Genomic DNA, 20317 nt, shown 5'->3' with positions numbered 1-20317 from the left:
GGGGCACCTCTTGGCCAGAAACGCGCTCGGCGAGCGCCATGTCGTGCGGCGGCTGTTCCAGCTCTACGCGGGCCTGGCCCTGTACGGGGCGAGTTCGGCGCTGCTGGTGCGGTCCGGTCTCGGGCTCGAGCCGTGGAACGTCCTGCACCAGGGCCTGTCCGAGCGCACCGGGCTGTCCATGGGCGTGGTGCTGACCGCGGTGGGCGCGCTGGTCCTGCTGCTGTGGATCCCGCTGCGGCAGCGGCCGGGCCTCGGCACGGTCTCCAACGTGCTGGTGATCGGCGCGGCGATGGACGCGACCCTGGCCGTGGTGCCGGACGCGCACAACATGGCCGTGCGGGTGGCGCTGACGGTGTCGGGGATCGTGCTGAACGGCGCGGCGACCGGGCTCTACATCGCGGCCCGGTTCGGTCCGGGTCCGCGCGACGGGCTGATGACCGGGCTGCACCAGCGCACAGGGGTCTCGGTACGCCTGGTCCGTACGGCCATCGAGATCACCGTGGTGGTCACCGGCTTCCTGCTGGGCGGCACGGTCGGCGTCGGCACCCTGCTCTACGCGGTGGCCATCGGCCCGTTCGCCCAGCTGTTCCTGCGCGTCTTCGCCGTCCCCGCTCCGGGCGAGGGCAGCACCGTCGTTGCGGGGCGCACACCCCGGCGGGCGATACTGCGGTCGTGACCCCGCGGATACGCCACCCCTACCTCGACCATCCAGGCCCGCTCGCCTTCGCCCACCGGGGCGGGGCGGCGGACGGTCTGGAGAACACCGTCCGGCAGTTCCGGAGCGCCGTCGAGGCGGGTTACCGGTACATCGAGACCGACGTCCACGCCACGCGCGACGGCCGGCTCGTCGCCTTCCACGACGACACCCTGGACCGGGTGACGGACGGCGCGGGCCGGATCGCCGACCTTCCGTGGGCGGAGGTGGCGCGGGCGCGGGTGGCCGGCCAGGAGCCGGTCCCGCTGTTCGAGGAGCTGCTGGAGACCTTCCCCGAGGTCCGCTGGAACGTGGACGTGAAGGCCGAACCGGCGCTGCTCCCCCTGCTGGACCTGGTCGGGCGCACCGGCGCCTGGGACCGGATCTGCGTCGGCTCCTTCTCGGAGGCGCGCGTGGTGCGCGCCCAGCGGCTGGCCGGCCCCCGGCTCGCCACGTCGCTCGGCACGCGGGGCGTGCTGAACCTGCGGCTGCGCTCCTGGGGGCTGCCCGCCCCGCTGCGCCGGTCGGCCGTCGCCGCCCAGGTGCCCGAGGAGCAGTCGGGCGTCCGCGTGGTCGACGAGCGGTTCGTGCGGACGGCCCACGCGCGCGGGCTCCAGGTGCACGTGTGGACCGTGAACGAACCGCAACGCATGCACCGGCTCCTCGACCTGGGGGTGGATGGCATCATGACCGATCACATCGACACACTGCGCAAGGTCATGGAGGACCGCGGCACCTGGGTCTGAGACCCCCGCAGCCCCCGTCGCCTCGGCGCGCACACGGGGAAGCGAGGGCACGGGTGGACACCGACACCGTGCGGTCACCGGCGGCGGACGACAGCGCCGGACGGCGGCGCGAGCAGCGCGGCTGGTACTTCTACGACTGGGCCTGCTCCGTGTACTCCACGAGCGTGCTCACCGTGTTCCTCGGCCCCTACCTGACCACGGTCGCCGAGGCCGCCGCGGACGCGGACGGGTTCGTGCATCCGCTGGGCGTGCCGGTGCGCGCGGGCTCCTTCTTCGCGTACGCCGTGTCCCTGTCGGTGGTCGTGGCGGTGCTGGTGATGCCGCTGGTGGGGGCCGCCGCCGACCGCACCGGGCGCAAGAAGCCGCTGCTCGCGGCGGCCGCGTACACGGGCGCCGCCGCCACCGCCGGGATGTTCTTCCTCGACGGCGACCGCTATCTGCTGGGCGGTCTGCTGCTGGTGGTGGCGAACGCCGCGCAGTCGGTCGCGATGATGCTCTACAACTCCTACCTGCCGCAGATCGCGAAGCCGGAGGAACGCGACGCCGTCTCCTCACGCGGCTGGGCCTTCGGCTACGCGGCCGGCGCGCTGGTGCTGGTGGCGAACCTCGTCCTCTACACGGGGCACGACAGCTTCGGTGTGTCCGAGGGCATGGCGGTGCGGATCTGCCTCGCGTCGGCCGGGCTGTGGTGGGGCGCGTTCGCGCTGATACCGCTGCGCCGGCTGCGGGACCGCCGTACCCCCGCGCGCGAGGCGGCCCTGCCGGGGTTCCGGCAGCTGGCGGCGACGGTCCGCGACATGCGCCGGCACCCGCTGACGCTCGCCTTCCTGCTGGCGTACCTGGTCTACAACGACGGCATCCAGACGGTGATCTCCCAGGCGTCCGTGTACGGCTCGAAGGAGCTGGGGCTCGGGCAGTCGACGCTGATCGTGGCCGTGCTGCTGGTCCAGGTGCTCGCGGTCGCGGGCGCGCTGCTGCTGGGCCGGCTCGCCCGGCGGTACGGGGCGAAGCGCACGATCCTCGGCTCGCTGGTCGCCTGGACGGTGACGCTGGCCGCCGGGTACTTCCTGCCGGCCGGCGCGCCGGTGTGGTTCTTCGTGCTGGCCGCCGGGATCGGCCTGGTCCTCGGCGGCAGCCAGGCCCTGTCCCGCTCCCTCTTCTCCCAGCTGGTTCCGCCCGGCAAGGAGGCCGAGTACTTCTCCGCGTACGAGATCAGCGACCGGGGGCTGAGCTGGCTCGGGCCGCTGCTGTTCGGGCTGACGTACCAGCTCACCGGCAGCTACCGGGACGCGATCGTCTCCCTGGTCGGCTTCTTCGTGCTGGGATTCGTCCTCCTCGCGCGGGTACCCGTACGGCGGGCGATCACCGACGCGGGCAACGCGGTGCCCCAGCGGATTTAGCGTTCGACGTGAAAGGGCGGTAGTGTACGCGTTTGGCCTGCCAGGCGTACCGTTACTGCGCGTCAAAGATGCCGAACCGCTGTGTGACATCTGTGACTAGATGTGACAAACCGGGCGTCGGTGGGTACTGCACTGGTTGACAAAGGCTGCGGCCACGACGGCGACACATGACCCGGAACGGGACTCGGAACGGGAATCTTTACCGCCGACCGGACGTTGACCGGATGACGACGACAGCGACACCTGTCCTGTGGGCGACAAGCCCGGGAGGCACGATTCATGAGTGAGCGAGCTCTTCGCGGCACGCGCCTCGTGGTGACCAGCTACGAGACGGACCGCGGCATCGACCTGGCCCCCCGCCAGGCCGTGGAGTACGCATGCGAGAAGGGGCACCGCTTCGAGATGCCCTTCTCGGTCGAGGCGGAGATCCCGCCGGAGTGGGAGTGCAAGGTCTGCGGTGCCCAGGCACTCCTGGTGGACGGAGACGGTCCGGAGGAAAAGAAGGCCAAGCCTGCGCGTACGCACTGGGACATGCTGATGGAGCGGCGCACCCGTGAGGAGCTCGAAGAGGTCCTCGAGGAGCGTCTCGCCGTTCTGCGTTCCGGTGCGATGAACATCGCGGTGCATCCGCGGGACAGCCGCAAGTCGGCCTGATCCCGGCGGGAGCCCCGCCAGGACGCACAGAGACAGGACCGAGGGCGCCGTACGAGTACGGCGCCCTCGGTCCTGTCCGCGTGCCCGGGCTCCTGCCCAGGGCGGGGCCTACTTGGTCAGCGGGGGCCGCGGTCCCTCCGGGGTGCTTCCGGGCTCGTCCTTGATGACCTCGCCCTGGACCACCTTGCCGTCCGGATGCCGCATCCGGGCCCGGGTGAAGGCGTCCCCCAGCGGGCTCTGCGCGGCGGCCTCACGGAGCTTGCGCTCGAAGGTGCGCTCCGCGTAGCGGCTGACGGCCCTCTGGACCGGCGGCACCAGCAGGAGCAGCCCCAGCGCGTCGGAGACCAGACCGGGCAGGACGATCAGCAGACCGCCCAGCATCGTCAGGCCGTTGCCCTCGCTGTCGGGCCGGGCGCCCGGGATCAGCGGTCCGCCGCCCTGCCGCTGTTGCACGGTCTCGGTGAGGTTCTTGAAGGCGCGGCGGCCCGCCCGCTTGATCACGTACGAGCCGAGGACGAGGCCGGCCAGCAGGATCAGGAAGACGACGAGGCCGTTCGTCGCGCCGGCGACCAGGGTCAGCAGCCAGATCTCCAGTACGAGCCATGCGGCGACGCCGAGCGGCAGCAGCGTGCGCAGCCGGGAGCGCCGGGGCCGGGCGGGGTACGGACTCTGAGCACCAGTCGTCATACCCCCAGTGTGCCTGGGCGCGGCTCAGCACGGGATAAGCGGGCCCGGCGGCCCGCGGGGCCCGGGACTACGGCTCGGAGCGCCCGGTATCCGGGGGCGTCGTCTCCTTGACCGGGACGGCCTTGCCGGCGCGGGGCCGGCTGGGCTTGTTGTCCTCGGCCCGGCCGAGGACCTTGCCGACCCTCTCCCCCACGCCCCAGGCGGTGACCCGCCACAGCGCCTCGACGAGGATGTCCTTGCTCATCTTGGAGTCGCCGAGCTCGCGCTCCACGAAGGTGATGGGCACCTCGACGACGTGGTAGCCGGCCTTCACCGCGCGTCGGGCGAGGTCGACCTGGAAGCAGTACCCCTGGGAGGCGACCTCTTCGAGGCCGAGGCCCTCCAGCGTCTCGCGGCGGAACGCGCGGAAGCCGCCGGTGATGTCGCGCAGCGGCAGGTCGAGCGCCATGCGGGAGTAGAGGCTGCCGCCGCGGGAGATGAACTCGCGGGACTTCGGCCAGTTGACCACCCGGCCGCCGGGCACCCAGCGCGAGCCGAGCACCAGGTCGGCGCCCTTGAGGGCGGTGAGCAGCCGGGGCAGCTCCTCGGGCTGGTGGGAGCCGTCGGCGTCCATCTCGACCAGCACGCCGTAGCCGTGCTCCAGGCCCCAGCGGAAGCCCGCGAGGTAGGCGGCGCCGAGGCCCTCCTTGCCCTTGCGGTGCAGCACCCGGACGTGGTCGTCCTCGGCGGCCAGTTCGTCGGCGAGCTTGCCGGTGCCGTCGGGGCTGTTGTCGTCGGCCACGAGGACGTGCGCCTCGGGGACGGCCTTGCGCACGCGTCCGACGATCGCCTTGATGTTCTCCGCCTCGTTGTACGTGGGGATGATCACCAAAGCCGTACCGAGCGGGCCGAATTTCCGCCCCTGGGATCCTGCCGCGAGGGTCCCGTCGCCGTCGTTCACTGCTGCCCCTTCATGTCCTGTGCGCAGGATCCCACCTTAGTGTGCACGGACTGTCGTGACGTGACAGGACGTACATATGGTGGTGTCGTTTCCCGATCATCGGGTCGGCACAGTTTCTTCCACCGGGTACGCGGGGACGGCGGATGGGGGCCCGGCGCCCTTCGGGCCGGCCCGGGACCCGCCGGCTGCGGATCACCTGGAGCCGTTGTCTACTGAGCGCCCGGGCCCCACCCGGGGTCGCACCTCCCCGACCGGCGAACGCGTCCCTCGGTCCCGCGCCGCGCTGAGCCTGGCTCCCAGCGACGGTGCCCCGGTGCGGCACACCGTCCCTGACCCAGCGGCGCCGGCCCGAGTGGCCGGACGGTCTCCGGTCGGGCGTCCGGTGGTGGACCCGGCCGAACCTACCGGCCCCCCGCGGCCGCCTGTCAACAGCCGTTCCACCTGCGCGGTGTGCGGCAAATGCCTGGTCAGGGGCGAGGATGCGCAGGTCGCGCGACGGGGGCGCGGTGCATGATCGCCCACCGCGCCGCCCGCGCAGATCACTCGCCCGGCCGTACGAAGACCGTGCGGCCGCCGACCACCGTGCGGAGGCAGACGGGCAGGTCACTGCCGGGGGTGAGGTCCGGCAGGCCGGGGGTGCCGGACCGCGGGTCGGTGGACCAGCGGGCCACCCGGTCGTCGGGCGCCTGGACGACGAGTGCGCCGGTGCGCCAGACGGCGTAGTCGGCGGGGGCGCCGGGGACCAGGACGCCCGCGTCGTCCCGTCCGGTGGCGCGCCAGCCGCCGCGGGTGTGGGCGGTGAAGGCTGCGCGGACGGAGACGCGGTGCTCGGGGGTGCGGTGGAAGGCCGCGGCACGGACGGTGCCCCAGGGGTCGAGCGGGGTGACCGGGCTGTCGGAGCCGAAGGCGAGGGGGACGCCGGCGCGCAGCAGGGCGGCGTACGGGTTGAGCGTGCGGGCGCGCTCCGCGCCGAGACGCTGGGCGTACATGCCGTCCTCGCCGCCCCACAGGGCGTCGAAGGCGGGCTGGACGGAGGCGGTGAGGCCGAGCTCGGCGAACGCGGCGATCGTCTCCGGGGTGACCATCTCGGCGTGCTCGACGCGGTGCCGGGCGGCGCGCACGCGCGCGAGGCCGAGCTTCTCGGCGGCCGCGCGGACGCCGTCCACCACGGTGCTCACGGCGGCGTCGCCGATGGCGTGGAAGCCCGCCTGGAGGCCCGCCTCGGTGCAGGCGACCACATGGGCGGCGACCGCGTCCGCGTCCAGGTGGGCGGTGCCGGTGTGGGCGGCGTCGGCGTACGGCTCGTGCAGGCAGGCGGTGTGCGAGCCGAGGGCGCCGTCGGCGAAGAGGTCGCCGGCCGCGCCGAGCGCGCCCAGTTCGCGGGCCTTGGCGACGTCCTGCTCGGCCCAGTACCCGACGACGCGGGGGCCGGGCTCCTCGCGGGCGAGGCGCAGCAGGCCGGTGAAGTCGTCCTCGGAGGAGATCTCGGGGCCGCCGCACTCGTGCACGGTGCCGATGCCCAGGGACGCCGCGTGGGCGAGGGCGGCGCGCTGGGCGGCTTCGCGCTGGGCGGGGGTGACGGCGCCCAGGGCGGCGGCGCGCACCGCGTGGTGGTCGTCGCCGGTGAGGGGGCGGTCCTCGCGGGTCACGCTGGTCGTGCGGCCGGAGAGGAGGTCGAGCAGCGCGGTGGAGACGACGGCGGAGTGCACGTCGATGCGGCTCAGGTAGAGCGGGCGGCCTCCGGTGGCCTCGTCGAGCTCCGCGCGCGTCGGGGGCCGGCCGCCGGGCCAGCGGGCGGCGTCCCAGCCGTGCCCGAGGAGCACGCGGTCGTCGGGGCGGGCGGCGGCGAACTCCCGCACCCGGGCGAGGGCGTCTTCCAGTGAGGCGGCGGTGGACAGGTCCAGGCCGGTGAGGGCGAGGCCGGTGGCGGTGGTGTGGACGTGCGCGTCGGTGAACGCCGGGGTGACGAGCGCCCCGTCGAGGTCGACCACCTCGTCGACACCGTCCGCGAAGGCGTCGGCGGCGCCCTCGGAACCCACCCAGGCGACCTGGCCGCGCTCGACGACCATCGCGGTGGCGAAGGGGTCGGCGGGGCTGTGCACCTCTCCACGGCGGAGCAGGACGGTGGGCGGCGGGGCGGTACGTTCACTCATGCCCTTAGTCTCGCGCGCCGCGCGCACGATCCGGCACGCAGGTCCGGCTCGGGGCGCGGAGGGCGGGAGGGGTGGCTTCCCCTCCCCGCACCTCGCGGCGCACGCCGGGGCGCGGGTGCGCCCTGGACACACCCGCGAGGGAGGCCGCCACCGGCGCCGTAGCGCCCACGCGCGCGGCGACGCCGCCGGCGCGGAGACGTCCCGTGCCACGGGACGCAATCGCCGGAGACCGTCCGTCCGCCCGCGGCGCGGCTCCGTCGCGACAGACGCCCCGCCTGCTGCCGCCGCCGTCCCACTCGGACGCCGCCCGCGGGCGGTTCCGAGCGCCGGCCCCGGGAGGCGGCTCCGCGCTGCCCGCGGTCCGGCCCACGGCAGCGGCCGCCAGGCACGACGACCGCCGCCGCCGGCGCCGAGCCACCCGATACGGCCCGGGCCCGGCCGCACCGTGCGGAGGTTCACGGCGCCTGCCCGGTCCATCGAGCCCGCCGAGTCCGCCGCGAACGAGCCGAGCGAGCCCGCAGGGCTCAGATGCGCGGCGGCCGTGCCTCGTACGGCGTCGAGAGGACCACCGTCGTGCGGGTCGACACTCCCGCCAGGGAGCGCACGCGCGCGAGGAGTTCCTCGAGTTCGTGCGGGGTCGACACGCGGACCTTGAGGATGTAGTTCTCGTCGCCCGCGACGCTGTGGCACGCCTCGATCTCGGGGACGCCGGCCAGGCGGTCCGCGATGTCGTCGGGGGCGCTGGGGTCGAACGGTTTGACCGAGATGAACGCGGTCATCGGCAGGCCGACCGCCTCCGGGTCGACCACCGCCGCGTAGCCGCGGATGACGCCGCGCTGCTCCAGCCGTCGCACCCGCTGGTGCACGGCCGACGTGGACAGGCCCGTGGCCTTGCCCAGGTCCGTGTAGCTCATCCGCCCGTCCTTGACGAGCAGCTGCACGATCTGTCGGTCCAGCTCCTCCATGGCGCTGAACCTACAGGGCGCTTGATCGCCTCGGATACCGGAACGGCCGCGCGGGAGGCCCAGGTACGGCACCCGCGAGCGGCATGTGACGAAGACCACACTCCTTGCGCCGTCTCCGTGATGTTCTCGTGATTACCCCCCGGGGGTGGAGGGAAGTGCTTGCTGTGGTCGAGGCCGCAGCGCCTGAACGGCCCAGCCCGAGGGGGAGAACCCAATGCAGAGTCTTAAGCGCCCTGGTCGTACCACGTCCAAGCGGCAGCAGCCCGTCGTCACGCCCGAGCCGGAGTACGTCGAACCCGGAACCCCGGACGACGACTTCGACGCGTACGACACCTTCGAGATGTTCCGGGTCGTGTGCCCGGACTGCTCGCAGCCCATCGCCCTCCTGGCGGACGAGGAGATCCTGCCGGAGCACGCCCTGTGCGCCTCGCCGTGGAACCCGTTCGGGCTCACGGTCTGCCCCGGCACGGGCCGCCGGGCGTCCGAGGCCCGCCCCGCGGACGAGACCGTCACGCCCCAGGAGCAGGACACGGCCCTGCTCCTGACGCTCCCTCAGGGGCTCGACTGGCGGACCCAGCCCTTCTCCCACGTGGGCGGACCGGGATCGCGTCCGATCCGGTTCCCGGTGATGCGGCGCGAGGCCGCCTGATTCAGGGCCGGGGTGAGGCAGCGGCGGAGAGCCGCCGCGTCGCCCCGGCCGGCGCCGGTGTCCGCCGCACGGGGCATCGTTGAACGCACGCTCTATTCGGCACGCCGGTGACCCGGCCGCCCGTTCGCGCGTTGGCCGGGCATGACGACCCCCACGTACTCGACGACCGGGCGTCAGCGCCAGGTGTTCGTGCCGCCGCCCGTCGAAGCGGCCGTGACCGTCCCGCCGCCGCAGCCCCCGGACCCGCCGATCTACCGCGAGATGATGCGGACGTGGACGGACCGGGGCCGCACGGTGCCGGGGCGGCACGACCCGGAGTGGGCGCGGCTCGCCGAGCCCTGGCGGGGCTTCGGCCGGTTCAGCGCGTCTCAGGCCCCGCGAGGTGGCGGGCGATGACCATGCGCTGGATCTGGTTGGTGCCCTCGACGATCTGCAGCACCTTCGCCTCGCGCATGTAGCGCTCGGCGGGGAAGTCGGCGGTGTAGCCGTAGCCGCCGAGGATCTGCACGGCGTCGGTGGTGACCCGCATCGCGGTGTCGGTGCAGTGCAGCTTGGCCATGGCGGCCTGCTTGCCGAACGGCCGGCCCGCGTCGCGCAGCCGGGCCGCCGCCAGGTACAGCGCGCGTCCCGCTTCGATCTGGGTGGCCATGTCGGCGAGCATGAAGCGCAGTCCCTGGAAGTCGGCGATCGGCCGGCCGAACTGGCGCCGCTCGGTGGCGTAGCCGACGGCCTCGTCGAGCGCCGCCTGAGCCACGCCGATGGCGCACGCGGCGATGCCGAGCCGGCCGCCGTCGAGCGCGGACAGGGCGATGGCGAAGCCCTGGCCCTCCTCGCCGATGCGGCGCGCGTCGGGCACCCGGACCCCGTCGAAGTGGACCTGGGCGGTGGGCGAGCCCTTCATGCCCATCTTCTTCTCCGGCGCGGCGGCGCTGAGCCCCTCCGCGTCCCCGGGCACCAGGAACGCGCTGACGCCGCGCGCCCCCTCGCCGCCGGTGCGCGCCATGACCGTGTAGAAGTCGGCGACGCCGCCATGGGTGATCCACGCCTTGGTGCCGTCGATGACCCAGTCGTCCCCGTCACGGACCGCGCGAGTGCGCAGGGAGGCGGCGTCGGAGCCGGAGGAGGGCTCGGAGAGGCAGTAGCCGCCGAGCAGCCCGCCGCCGAGCATGGCGGGCAGATGCTCCGCGCGCTGCTCCTTGGTGCCGTAGGCGGCGAGCGGATAGGTGGCGAGGGTGTGCACGCTGACGCCGAGGGCGACGGTGAGGCGGGCGCGGGCCAGCTCCTCCAGTACCTGGAGGTAGACCTCGTAGGGCTGGTCGCCGCCGCCGTGCTCGGAGTCGTAGGGCAGGCCGAGCAGGCCGGACTCGGACAACAGGGTGAACAGCTCGCGCGGGAAGCGGCCGGCTTCCTCCTCCTCGGCGGCCCCGGGGGCGACCTCGCGCTGCGCGATGTCGCGGACGAGCGTGAGCAGGTCCCGGGCCTCGTCCGTGGGCAGTAGCCGGTCCACCGGCTGCGGGGCGCGGTCGGGCATGACGTCGCTCTCCTCCCTGTTGGGGCACACGGCGTGCGCCTTGGGTGGAGGCGGCTCCGCCGGGGTCGTTCCGGTGCCGGGCCGATGCTCGCACTCCCGGGTCTCGGAAGCTGCTGACCAGCGGCTGTGCGCAGTGAGTATGCCCGATCGGCGGCATCGCGTCACCAGTTAACGACCGCTTACTTCGCAACACCGTACGGCGCCCCCTCCGCGATCACATTGGTCCGCACCATTGACCAACTGGTCTAGTCCTTCTAGGGTTTCGCTCCAACCCGAGTCACCGCGTTCATGCCAATCGACGCGGCTCTCCCCTCCCCCACGAGGAGACACCGGATGCCATCCCCCCACCGCCCCCGCACCCTGCGGGCGCTCCTGTCCGCAGCGTGTACCGCCGTGCTCGGCGCCGGGCTGCTCGCCGGCACGGGCGCCCCGACCGCCACCGCGGCGACCTCGGCTCAGGAGGCCGCCGCCGGTTCGAAGGTCGTCGGCTACTTCACCGAATGGGGTACGTACGACCGGAAGTACTACGTCAAGAACATCGAGACCTCCGGTTCCGCGGACCGGCTCACGCACATCAACTACGCCTTCGGCAACGTCACCGGCGGCAAGTGCGCCCTCGGCGACGCCTACGCGGCCACCGACCGGGCCTACACCGCCGAGGAGTCCGTCGACGGGGTCGCCGACACCTGGGACCAGCCGCTGCGCGGCACCTTCAACCAGTTGCGGAAGCTGAAGGAGAAGCACCCCGGCCTCAAGGTCGTCTGGTCCTTCGGCGGGTGGACCTGGTCCGGCGGCTTCGGCGAGGCCGCGAAGAACCCGGCCGCCTTCGCGCAGTCCTGCCTCGACCTGGTGGAGGACCCGCGCTGGGCCGACGTCTTCGACGGCATCGACATCGACTGGGAGTACCCCAACGCCTGCGGCGCCACCTGCGACACCAGCGGCCGTGACGCCTACCGCGAGCTGATGTCGGCGCTTCGCTCCACGTTCGGCCCCGACGCCCTGGTCACCGCCGCCATCCCGGCGGACGCCACGGACGGCGGCAAGATCGACGCGGCCGACTACGCGGGCGCCGCCCAGTACGTCGACTGGTACAACCCGATGACGTACGACTTCTTCGGCGCCTGGGACACCACCGGGCCGACCGCCCCGCACTCACCGCTGACCTCGTACGACGGCATACCGAAGGCCGAGTACCACAGCGCCGCCACCATCGCGAAGCTGACCGGCCTCGGCATCCCCGCGAACAAGCTGCTGCTCGGCATCGGCTTCTACGGCCGCGGCTGGACCGGCGTCACCCAGGCGGAGCCGGGCGGCACCGCGACCGGTCCCGCGCCGGGCACGTACGAGGCGGGCATCGACGACTACAAGGTCCTCAAGGACACGTGCCCCGCGACCGGCACGGTCGGCGGCACCGCCTACGCCAAGTGCGGCGACCAGTGGTGGAGCTACGACACTCCCGAGACCGTCGCCTCCAAGACGGAGTGGAAGAACCAGCAGGGTCTGGGCGGCACGTTCTTCTGGGAGCTCAGCGGCGACACCGCGAACGGTGAGCTGATCAAGGCCATCCGGTAGCCGCCGGCTGCCGGACGCGCGCGGGGCGGGGGTTCCACGGGGGGACTCCCGCCCCACGCGTGTCCCGGGCGGCCCGCCCGCGCGTCAGCCGTCGCGGCGCGCGGGCTCCGGGGCCGGGTAGGCGGGGTCCAGTTCCTCGACGGCGCGCATCGCCCCGCCGAGCGTCTTCACCAGCAGCTCGCACATGGTCTCGCGGGACAGCTCGGGCCGGTCGATCCAGGCCAGCACCGCGCCCTCCACGCTGCACACCCAGGCCAGCAGCCCCATCCGGGCCACCGGGGCGATGTCGGAGCGGCCGTAGGCACCCTCGGCGATGGTGGCGACGATCGCCTCGCGCACCCCGTCCCTGACGGCGTGCACCTCGGCGTCGAAGCCGACGCCGCCGCTGACGATCGCGCGGTAGGCGGCCTGGTTGTGCTCCGCGTACCGCAGATAGCTGTCGATGGTGCGCTGCACCCGCTCCACGGGCGGCAGTTCGTCGCCGCTCGCGGCCATCGTGACCAGGCCGGTCACCGAGTCCTCGATGATGGCCAGGTAGTAGCCGCGCTTGGACTGGAAGTAGTAGTAGATCAGGCCCTTGGCGACCCCCGCCTGACGTGCGATGTCGTCCATCGACAGCGCGTCGTAGGACCGGTCGGCGAACAAGCGGCGTCCGATGGCGATGAGTTCGGCGCGCCGGGCCGACGCTCGCCGGGTGCCGCGGGCTGAGGGAGGCACGGCGGACTGCTGGCTGATGTTCAATTCGGCCCAGGTCTCCTGCGGGGGGCGGGACGGTCCCGCAGGAGTATGGCAGGTCGGCCCGCGCCGCGGCAGGGCCGCCCGTACCTCGGGACTACAGCAGTCCCAGCTGCGTCACCAGCATCGCAAGGACCACGACGAGGGTCCAGCCCAGGACGTGCTCGAGGACTTTCGGACCGTCCTCACGGGGTCCGCCGGTACGGGCACGGGTGACGGTGGCTGCGTTGGCGCTCATGACTTCTACCTGGTCTCCGTGGTGCGTGGATCCCCCCACAACCGACGTCGTCCACCTTGCCACCGGAAACGGCCGGTCCGGCCGAGAGGTTGCTCACACGCGGCGGGCCCCGGTGGCGGCCGGGGCCCGCCGCGCGCAGCGGATCAGCGCACGCCCACCGCCGCGAGCGCCTTGCGCTGGCGGGAGGTCGGGCGGGCCGGGAAGTACAGGTAGCAGACGCCGCCGGTGCCGGAGACGACCTTCCCGGAGGCGTTGTACCGCTTGGTCCTCAGCCAGATGTTCTCCCACTCGCGCCGCTGGTAGATCCGGCGCACGGCCTCGTTGTCGTCCGAGGCGGGGTCGTTGGCGATCACGTCGCCGTCGGCGGTGAAGCCGATCACCGTCATCAGGTGCCCGGAGGTGCCGTAGCCCGCCCCCGTCAGCTCCTCCTTCAGGAACGACTGGGACGTTATGGCCGGGATGCCCGCCGCGATCAGCGTCTCCAGGTCGGTCAGCGACCGCAGCCGGGTGACCACACCCTGGAGGCCGGGGAAGGTGGCCGCGTAGGCCGCGTTGAACGGCCAGTTGCCGCACCCGGCGTACTGGTAGTCGTAGGTGTGGCGGGCCGCGTGGCAGATCTGCGGGTCGGCGTAGGCCGGGTCGACCCAGGAGAGCTGCTCCTGGGTGAGCCGGCCGCCCCAGTACTCGATGATCATCTGCGAGGAGGTGGGGCTGCACCATGCCTCGCCGCCGTTGTCGTACTCCGGGTACTGGCCCTTGTGGACCTCCTGCGAGTAGCGCGGGACGAGGAGTTCCTTCGCGAGACCGGGCGTCGAGGCGGGCACGGTGAACCGGTCGGGGATGTCGGAGCCCATCACGCCGAGGCGCCACACGGTCGGGGTGAGGCGGGTGCCGGGGCGGCGGTACAGGGTGAGGCGCAGCCGGACGGCGGTGATGCGCAGCCCGGAGGCCGCGTCGTCGACGGCGAGCGTGTCCGTCCAGACGCTGCTCCTGCCGTCCTCCTGGTCGTCCACGGAGGTGCGCCGGATGTCGCCGTCACCGGCGGCCCAGCGGCCCACCACGTACCAGGGGGTGTCGGTGCCGTCGGAGTAGGTGCCCTTCAGCTCGACCTGGATCCAGGTGCCCTCGGGGGTATGCGCGTTCCAGGAGGCGATCGCCTCGGTGGAGGGGACGGTGAGCCGGTGGACGGGCGAGGTCCAGGTCGCGTACTCCCAGGCGGCCGTGCGGCCGGTGTGCGGGTCGGTGTAGTCCGTGGTGCCGGCCGCCTCGGCGATCACCACGCCGGGGCGGAGACCGGCCTGGGCGCGGGTGCCGGCGGCGCTGCCGGAGCGCCAGTCGGGGTACGTGGTCCAGGCGCGGTTGTCGACGGTGCGGGCGGCGGCCCGCCCGGGCGCCGCGGGCCGGGTGGCGCCGGCGGTCGGGACGGCCGCGGACGCCGTCGCCGCGCTTCCGGCGACGGCGGCGACGACCGCCGCGGCCAGAAGGGTTCTGCGGGACGGCAGTTCGGCTCTGCTCATGGGTGGGGGACCCCCAGGTTTTCGGAGTCGGGACAGGACCGGTGCACGGCCGCCGGACGGTGTGCGTCCGGCGGATGGAGCGGGTGTGCGCCCCACTATGAACGCAGCCGGGCGGGTCTGCCAGCATCCGGGCCGCGCCGCGTCGACCAACATGGGAGTGGACCAATGGCGAAAGCGCCGCAGGTGGGCGACGGGCCCTAGAGTGCTCCCGTCCGTCCATCGCCACAGCCCCGGGAACCAGCCATTCACCCACTCGCCTCCCGCATCCTCCGGCTCCCTCCCTCGTGCGGCCCGGTGCGGCTCGTCGCCGTCGACGGGCACGCCGGGTCGGGGAAGTCGACGTTCGCCGGGCTGCTGGCCGAGCGGCTCGGCGGCGCCCCGGTGCTGCACCTCGACGACATCGCCCGCCACGACGAGCTGTTCGACTGGACCACGCGGCTGCACGACGAGGTGATCGGCCCGCTCTCCCGCGGGGAGACCGCGCACTACGCCCCCTACGACTGGCGCGCCCGCCGCCCCGGACCGCCGCGCCCGCTGCCCGCCGCGCCGGTGGTGCTGGTGGAGGGCGTCGGTGCGGGACGCGCGGCGCTGCGGCCGTATCTGGCGCTGCTGCTGTGGATGGACGTGCCGCGTGAAGAGTCCTGGGCGCGGGGGCGGGCGCGGGACGGCGAGGAGCAGCGGGAGTTCTGGAACGGCTGGGAACGGGCGGAGCGCGCGCACTTCGCGGACGATCCCTCGCGCCCCTTCGCGCGGCTGCTGGTACGGCAGCGACACCAGGGGTACGACGTGGTCCCCGGGCCTGCCGGGACAGGTGAGACACCGTGTGCGATCACGCACGGTGACTGGTCATAGGCGATGTGGTGAACCTGTGAAGAGCGGTCCAGGACAAGTTGCCGCAGTCCCCCAACTCGGCTTGACCGAGGGCCCGTACAGGTCTTACGTTCTGAATGTGCGGCCCTACGGGAGCCGCCGGCAGACACGAAGCCCCCGGTTGTTCCCCCGTGATCGGGGGCTTCGTTCTGCCCTTTTCACGTTTTCCGGGCGCGCAGCGGCATATGACGATCACCCTCGGTGAGGATCAAGTTCCGCGCCCCTCCCGCGCGCCCCCTTTCCCTCTCCGTTTCACCCGCTCCGCACCCTGCGGACACCGCGCCCCCGCAGGTACGATGCCCTCGGTGCGACCGACGACGAAGCTTCGCGCACCTTGCAACTCCGGTCCGCGGCACAGCGGTTCGGCCACAGGGCGCCGGCGGCCGAGGGGCCGGCCGGCACACCGACGGGGGCACGGTTTGTGGGGGACGTGATGGACTTCGGCACGCAGGGCCCGCAGGCCCCGGCCGACCTCGCCTGGCTGCGAGGCGTGGACGCCTACACGATGGGCGCCTATCCGCAGGCGGAGGAGGAGTTCCGCACCGCCGTACGCATCGACCCGGGAATGGCGGACGGCTGGCTCGGACTGCACGCGCTGCGCGTCGACACGACGACCGCGCTGCTGCGGATGTTCCGCCACCGCGACCGCTTCGGCGAACAGCGCACCCGGCACCACCGCACCCTCAACTCCTGGTACTGGCTGGGCTGGTGGGTGCAGCCCGTGCTGGAGACCCCGCGCGACCTGCTGCTCGCCCACGCCTCGCACTGGCTGGACGGCCGGCACGTGCCCGAGCTGGACCGCGCGCTCGCCGGGCTGCCCCCGGTGGACGCCGACCCGCAGGTGCGCTTCCTGCACGCCTGCCGCGCCTACCTCGTCAAGGACTGGGAGCAGCTGGTCCGGCACACCGATCCGCTCGTCGACGACCCGCTGCTGGGCATCGAGGCGGGCCTGTTCGGCGGGATGGCGCGAGTGCGCCTGGAGATGTACGGGCAGGCGGAGCCGCTGCTGGCGGCGGCGCTGATGCGGTGCCGCAGCGAGCAGCCGCAGCGCAAGGAGCTGCGCTACTGGCTGGCGCGCGCCCGTGAGGGCACGGGCCGCAGCGCCGCAGCGCTCCCCCTGTACCGGGCCGTGCACCGGGTGGACCCGGCCTTCATGGACACCTCCGCCCGGCTCGCGGCGATCGCCGAGGGCGACGGCTACGACGACGACTCCGCGGACCTCGCCGCGATCACCCTGACCGGTGCCGGGCAGGACAGCGTCGACGGCCCCGACACGCTGGACCCGCTCTTCGGGACGGAGGGCCGCGACCTGCGGCTGTCCGATCCCGACCCCGCCCCTCCCCCGATGCCCTCGTTCGGCGGGTCCGGGGTCCGCGAGCGCTCCGGCGGCTCCGGCCCTGTGCTGCCCCCGGGGCCCACCGACCCGGCACTCCTTGAGGAGGCGCTCGCGGAGCTGGAGCGGATGGTCGGGCTCGAACCGGTGAAGCGCCAGGTGAAGGCGCTGTCCGCGCAGTTGAACATGGCGCGGCTGCGGGCGGGGCAGGGGCTTCCTGTGCAGCCGCCGAAACGGCACTTCGTCTTCTCCGGCCCCTCCGGTACGGGCAAGACCACGGTCGCCCGGATCCTCGGCCGGGTCTTCTACGCCCTCGGCCTGCTCGGCGGCGACCACCTGGTGGAGGCACAGCGGGCGGACCTGGTGGGCGAGTACCTGGGGCAGACGGCCGTGAAGGCCAACGAGCTGATCGACTCCGCGCTCGGCGGGGTCCTCTTCGTCGACGAGGCGTACTCCCTGTCGAACTCGGGGTACGGCAAGGGCGACGCGTACGGCGACGAGGCGCTGCAGGTGCTGCTGAAGCGGGCGGAGGACAACCGCGACCACCTGGTGGTGATCCTCGCCGGCTACCCGGAGGGCATGGACCGGCTGCTGGCGGCCAACCCGGGGCTGTCGTCCCGGTTCACCACCCGCGTGGACTTCCCGTCGTACCGGCCGCTGGAGCTGACGAGGATCGGCGAGGTGCTGGCCGCGGAGAACGGCGACGTGTGGGACGAGGAGGCCCTGGACGAGCTGCGTTCCATCGCCGGGCACGTGGTGGACCAGGGCTGGATCGACGAGCTGGGCAACGGCCGGTTCCTGCGCACCCTGTACGAGAAGAGCTGCGCCTACCGCGACCTGCGGCTGTCCGTCTACCCGGGGCCGCTGTCCCGGGACGACCTGGCGACCCTGCGGCTGCCGGACCTGATGCAGGCGTACGGGGAGGTGCTGTCGGGGCGGGGCCCGTCGGACCCGTCGGGGCCCTAGGACCCCGACGGGCGTCCCGGCGTACGGCCGCCTGCGGTTCAGGTGGCCATCGCCTCCTCCGGCGCCCCGCTCGCCCGCTGCGGGGTGAGCGTGACCTCCCGGTGGGCTGGGTCGCGCACCTCGCCGACCAGCATCTCCAGCACGTCCTCCAGGGCGACCAGGCCCAGCACCTTGCCGGACGCGTCCGCCACCTGCGCCAGATGGGTGGCCGCCCGGCGCATCACCGTGAGGGCGTCGTCCAGCGGGAGTTCGGGCCGCAGCGTCGTCATCGGGCGCCACAGATGCTGCGGGACGGCACGCTCGGCGTCCTCCAGGTCCAGGACGTCCTTGACGTGCAGATAGCCCATGAAGGCGCCGCCCTCGGCCGCCACCGGGAAGCGGGAGTAGCCGGTGCGGGCGGTCAGCTCCACGATCTGGCCCGGGGTGACCGCCGGGGTGACCGTCACCAGGGACTCGCGGCGCAGCAGGACGTCCGTCACCGGGCGCGAACCCAGCTCCAGGGCGTCCTCCAGACGCTCCGCCTCCTCCGGGTCGAGCAGCCCGGCCTGGCCGGCGTCCTCCACCAGCCGGTTGAGCTGCTCGCTGGTGAAGACGGCCTCCACCTCGTCCCTGGGCTCCACGCGGAAGAGCCGCAGGACGCCTTGGGCGCAGGCGCCGAGGGCGACGGTGACCGGCTTGCACAGGCGGGCGAACCACACCAGGCCCGGGCTGAGCCACAGGGCGGCCTTCCCGGGCGCGGCCATCGCCAGGTTCTTCGGGACCATCTCGCCGATGACGAGGTGGAAGAAGACCACGGCGGCGAGCGCGATGACGTAGCCGAGGGGGTGGATCACCCCGTGCGGCAGGTGCATCCACGTGAACACCGGCTCGAGCAGCCGGGCGACGGTCGGTTCGGCGACCGCGCCCAGGGTGAGCGAGCAGACGGTGATGCCGAACTGGGCGGCCGCCATCATCTGCGGCAGATGCTCCAGTCCGTACAGCACCTGACGGGCGCGGGCGGTGCCGAGCGGTTCGATCTGGCTGCGGCGAACCGACACCAGGGCGAACTCGGCGCCGACGAAGAAGCCGTTGGCCAGCACCAGCAGTGCGGCGAACAGCAGTTGCAGGACGCTCATCCGGCGGCCTCCACGACAGGGACCCGGGCGGTGCGGACCAGGCGGACGCGTTCCGCGCGGTAGTGGCCGACGCGGCGCACCGAAAGCCGCCAGCCCGGCAGTTCCGCGCGGTCCCCCACGGCCGGGATACGGCCGAGGAGATCGGCGACCAGGCCGGCCACCGTCTCGTAAGGGCCCTCGGGGACCTCGAGGCCTATGCGGCGCAGGATGTCGACCCGGGCGCCGCCGTCGACGTCCCAGGCCGGGTTGCCGTCCTCCGGCGGGGCCGGGGCGAGTTCGGGCACGTCCTGCCCGTCGTGCTCGTCGCGTACCTCTCCGACGATCTCCTCGACGATGTCCTCGAGGGTGACGACGCCGGCGGTGCCGCCGTACTCGTCGACGACGACCGCGATGGGCTGCTCGCTGCGCAGCCGGGTGAGCAGCGGGCGCACCGGCAGCGTTTCGGGGACCAGCAGCGCCGGGCGGGCGATGCGGGTGACCGGGGTGCGCAATCGTTCGTGCGCGGGGACCGCCAGGGCGTCCTTGAGGTGGACCATGCCGGCGATCTCGTCGATCCGCTCCCGGTAGACGGGGAAGCGGGACAGGCCGGTGGCGCGGGTCAGGTTGACCACGTCCTCCGCGGTCGCGGACGCCTGGAGGGCGCTCACTTTCACGCGCGGGGTCATGACGTGCTGGGCGGTCAGCTCGCCCAGGGACAGGGTGCGGACGAAGAGGTCCGCCGTGTCCTGTTCCAGGGCGCCCGCGCGGGCCGAGTGCCGGGCCAGGGAGACCAGTTCGCCGGGGGTGCGCGCGGAGGCGAGCTCCTCGGCGGGCTCGAAGCCCATGGCGCGCACCAGCCGGTTGGCCACGGCGTTCAGTCCGGCGATGACCGGGCGGAACAGGCGGGCGAAGGCGTGCTGCGGGCCGGCGACGAAGCGCGCGACCTGCATCGGCCGGGACACCGCCCAGTTCTTCGGCACGAGTTCGCCGATCACCATCTGCACGGCGGACGCGAGCAGCATGCCGATCACCACGGACACGCCGGAGACCGCGCCCTCGGGTATGCCGGCGCCGGTGAGCGGGCCGTCCAGCAGCTGGGCGAGGGCCGGTTCGGCGAGCATGCCGACCACCAGGGAGGTGATGGTGATGCCGAGCTGGGTGCCGGAGAGCTGGAAGGACAGTTCGCGCAGGGACGCGACGACCCGGCGGGCGCGCCGGTCGCCGGCCGCTGCGGCCTCCTCGGCGTCGGCCCGTTCGACGGTGACCAGGCCGAATTCGGCGGCCACGAAGAAGCCGTTGGCGAGGATCAGCAGAAAGGCGGCTGCGAGGAGCAGCAGAGGGGTGCTCATGGTGCCGCCGCCTCCGCATGGGCGCCCACCGGACGGTGAGCGCTATGACGGCAGGGGGCGGCGCAGGTACTACAGGACGATCCGTCCATCGCCGGAGAGGGTCACTCCTCGGATAGCTGGGGCCCCTCGGCGCACCGGGCGGGGCGGCAGGGGCGGAGGCGCTGTCGGCGCGCCTCCGCCCAACAGATTAATCAAGACAGGGGCGACTGCGGCAGGTGCGTTTT

At 73.2% G+C, this 20317-nt stretch carries 19 protein-coding genes; 9 read left to right on the top strand and 10 right to left on the bottom strand.

Going from position 1 to position 20317, the window contains the following annotated elements:
* The first annotated feature begins 10 nt into the window (after positions 1-10).
* The 4 genes from ACQY0Z_RS18790 to ACQY0Z_RS18775 all read left to right on the top strand — a co-directional run bounded on the left by ACQY0Z_RS18790 (position 11) and on the right by ACQY0Z_RS18775 (position 3494).
* Complete coding sequence (locus ACQY0Z_RS18790; protein ID WP_189905969.1) at positions 11-676, top strand: hypothetical protein; 666 nt, start codon at positions 11-13, stop codon at positions 674-676.
* The gene (locus ACQY0Z_RS18785; RefSeq protein WP_189905971.1) at positions 673-1440 is read left to right on the top strand and encodes a glycerophosphodiester phosphodiesterase; all 768 of its coding nucleotides are present in this window, start codon (positions 673-675) and stop codon (positions 1438-1440) included. The genes ACQY0Z_RS18790 and ACQY0Z_RS18785 overlap by 4 nt, the downstream gene beginning before the upstream one ends.
* A gap of 53 nt (positions 1441-1493) precedes the next feature.
* A complete protein-coding gene (locus tag ACQY0Z_RS18780) occupies positions 1494-2840 on the top strand; it encodes an MFS transporter (protein WP_189905972.1) in 1347 nt (448 codons plus the stop codon).
* A gap of 279 nt (positions 2841-3119) precedes the next feature.
* Positions 3120-3494, top strand: a complete 375-nt coding sequence (locus ACQY0Z_RS18775; RefSeq protein WP_003977404.1) for an RNA polymerase-binding protein RbpA — start codon at positions 3120-3122, stop codon at positions 3492-3494.
* 108 nt (positions 3495-3602) lie between these two features.
* On the opposite strand, the gene fxsA is transcribed toward ACQY0Z_RS18775, so the two are convergent.
* From fxsA to ACQY0Z_RS18755, 4 genes are all read right to left on the bottom strand, one after another.
* On the bottom strand, positions 3603-4181 hold the full coding sequence (gene fxsA, locus ACQY0Z_RS18770) for an FxsA family membrane protein (protein WP_347225693.1): 579 nt from the start codon (positions 4179-4181) through the stop codon (positions 3603-3605).
* Between the two features lie 67 nt (positions 4182-4248).
* Entirely contained in the window at positions 4249-5121 is an 873-nt protein-coding gene (locus tag ACQY0Z_RS18765; protein WP_189905976.1) for a polyprenol monophosphomannose synthase, read from the bottom strand.
* 539 nt (positions 5122-5660) lie between these two features.
* A complete protein-coding gene (locus tag ACQY0Z_RS18760) occupies positions 5661-7274 on the bottom strand; it encodes an amidohydrolase family protein (protein WP_189905978.1) in 1614 nt (537 codons plus the stop codon).
* A 524-nt stretch (positions 7275-7798) separates the two neighbouring features.
* Entirely contained in the window at positions 7799-8239 is a 441-nt protein-coding gene (locus ACQY0Z_RS18755) for an Lrp/AsnC family transcriptional regulator (RefSeq protein ID WP_030867874.1), read from the bottom strand.
* A 214-nt stretch (positions 8240-8453) separates the two neighbouring features.
* Here ACQY0Z_RS18755 and ACQY0Z_RS18750 point away from each other — a divergent pair, with 214 nt between their 5' ends.
* Positions 8454-8888, top strand: coding sequence for a hypothetical protein (locus tag ACQY0Z_RS18750; RefSeq protein ID WP_019523697.1), 435 nt, complete (start codon positions 8454-8456; stop codon positions 8886-8888).
* A gap of 141 nt (positions 8889-9029) precedes the next feature.
* Positions 9030-9284 (top strand): hypothetical protein, encoded by a 255-nt coding sequence (locus ACQY0Z_RS18745; RefSeq protein ID WP_189905980.1) that lies wholly within the window; start codon positions 9030-9032, stop codon positions 9282-9284.
* Here the strand turns inward: ACQY0Z_RS18745 and ACQY0Z_RS18740 are convergent.
* Positions 9247-10419: an acyl-CoA dehydrogenase family protein gene (locus ACQY0Z_RS18740; protein WP_189905982.1), complete on the bottom strand. Its 1173-nt coding sequence runs from the start codon at positions 10417-10419 to the stop codon at positions 9247-9249. The genes ACQY0Z_RS18745 and ACQY0Z_RS18740 overlap by 38 nt on opposite strands.
* 333 nt (positions 10420-10752) lie before the next feature.
* On the opposite strand from ACQY0Z_RS18740, the gene ACQY0Z_RS18735 reads away from it, so the two are divergent.
* Positions 10753-11991 (top strand): glycoside hydrolase family 18 protein, encoded by a 1239-nt coding sequence (locus tag ACQY0Z_RS18735; protein ID WP_439812557.1) that lies wholly within the window; start codon positions 10753-10755, stop codon positions 11989-11991.
* Positions 11992-12075: 84 nt separating this feature from the next.
* Here ACQY0Z_RS18735 and ACQY0Z_RS18730 read toward each other — a convergent pair whose 3' ends face one another.
* The 3 genes from ACQY0Z_RS18730 to ACQY0Z_RS18720 form a co-directional block, all read right to left on the bottom strand.
* Positions 12076-12732: a TetR/AcrR family transcriptional regulator gene (locus ACQY0Z_RS18730; protein WP_189905986.1), complete on the bottom strand. Its 657-nt coding sequence runs from the start codon at positions 12730-12732 to the stop codon at positions 12076-12078.
* 91 nt (positions 12733-12823) lie between these two features.
* Positions 12824-12964: an SCO1431 family membrane protein gene (locus tag ACQY0Z_RS18725; protein ID WP_381728801.1), complete on the bottom strand. Its 141-nt coding sequence runs from the start codon at positions 12962-12964 to the stop codon at positions 12824-12826.
* 143 nt (positions 12965-13107) lie between these two features.
* Positions 13108-14481: a peptidase C39 family protein gene (locus ACQY0Z_RS18720; RefSeq protein WP_439812556.1), complete on the bottom strand. Its 1374-nt coding sequence runs from the start codon at positions 14479-14481 to the stop codon at positions 13108-13110.
* A gap of 294 nt (positions 14482-14775) precedes the next feature.
* Between ACQY0Z_RS18720 and ACQY0Z_RS18715 the strand changes: the two genes are divergently transcribed.
* Positions 14776-15333, top strand: a complete 558-nt coding sequence (locus ACQY0Z_RS18715) for a uridine kinase family protein (protein WP_381730085.1) — start codon at positions 14776-14778, stop codon at positions 15331-15333.
* A 451-nt stretch (positions 15334-15784) separates the two neighbouring features.
* Positions 15785-17650, top strand: coding sequence for an AAA family ATPase (locus ACQY0Z_RS18710; RefSeq protein ID WP_439812555.1), 1866 nt, complete (start codon positions 15785-15787; stop codon positions 17648-17650).
* 38 nt (positions 17651-17688) lie between these two features.
* Here ACQY0Z_RS18710 and ACQY0Z_RS18705 read toward each other — a convergent pair whose 3' ends face one another.
* Together ACQY0Z_RS18705 and ACQY0Z_RS18700 are read right to left on the bottom strand one after the other, a co-directional pair.
* Positions 17689-18765, bottom strand: a complete 1077-nt coding sequence (locus ACQY0Z_RS18705) for a hemolysin family protein (protein ID WP_189901218.1) — start codon at positions 18763-18765, stop codon at positions 17689-17691.
* Positions 18762-20093: a hemolysin family protein gene (locus tag ACQY0Z_RS18700; protein ID WP_254586284.1), complete on the bottom strand. Its 1332-nt coding sequence runs from the start codon at positions 20091-20093 to the stop codon at positions 18762-18764. The genes ACQY0Z_RS18705 and ACQY0Z_RS18700 overlap by 4 nt, the downstream gene beginning before the upstream one ends.
* Positions 20094-20317: the final 224 nt, after the last annotated feature.

It is taken from the genome of Streptomyces sp. P9-2, from assembly GCF_051903975.1.
GTDB lineage: Bacteria > Actinomycetota > Actinomycetes > Streptomycetales > Streptomycetaceae > Streptomyces > Streptomyces cellulosae.
This window is presented reverse-complemented; position numbering and strand designations above follow the sequence as displayed.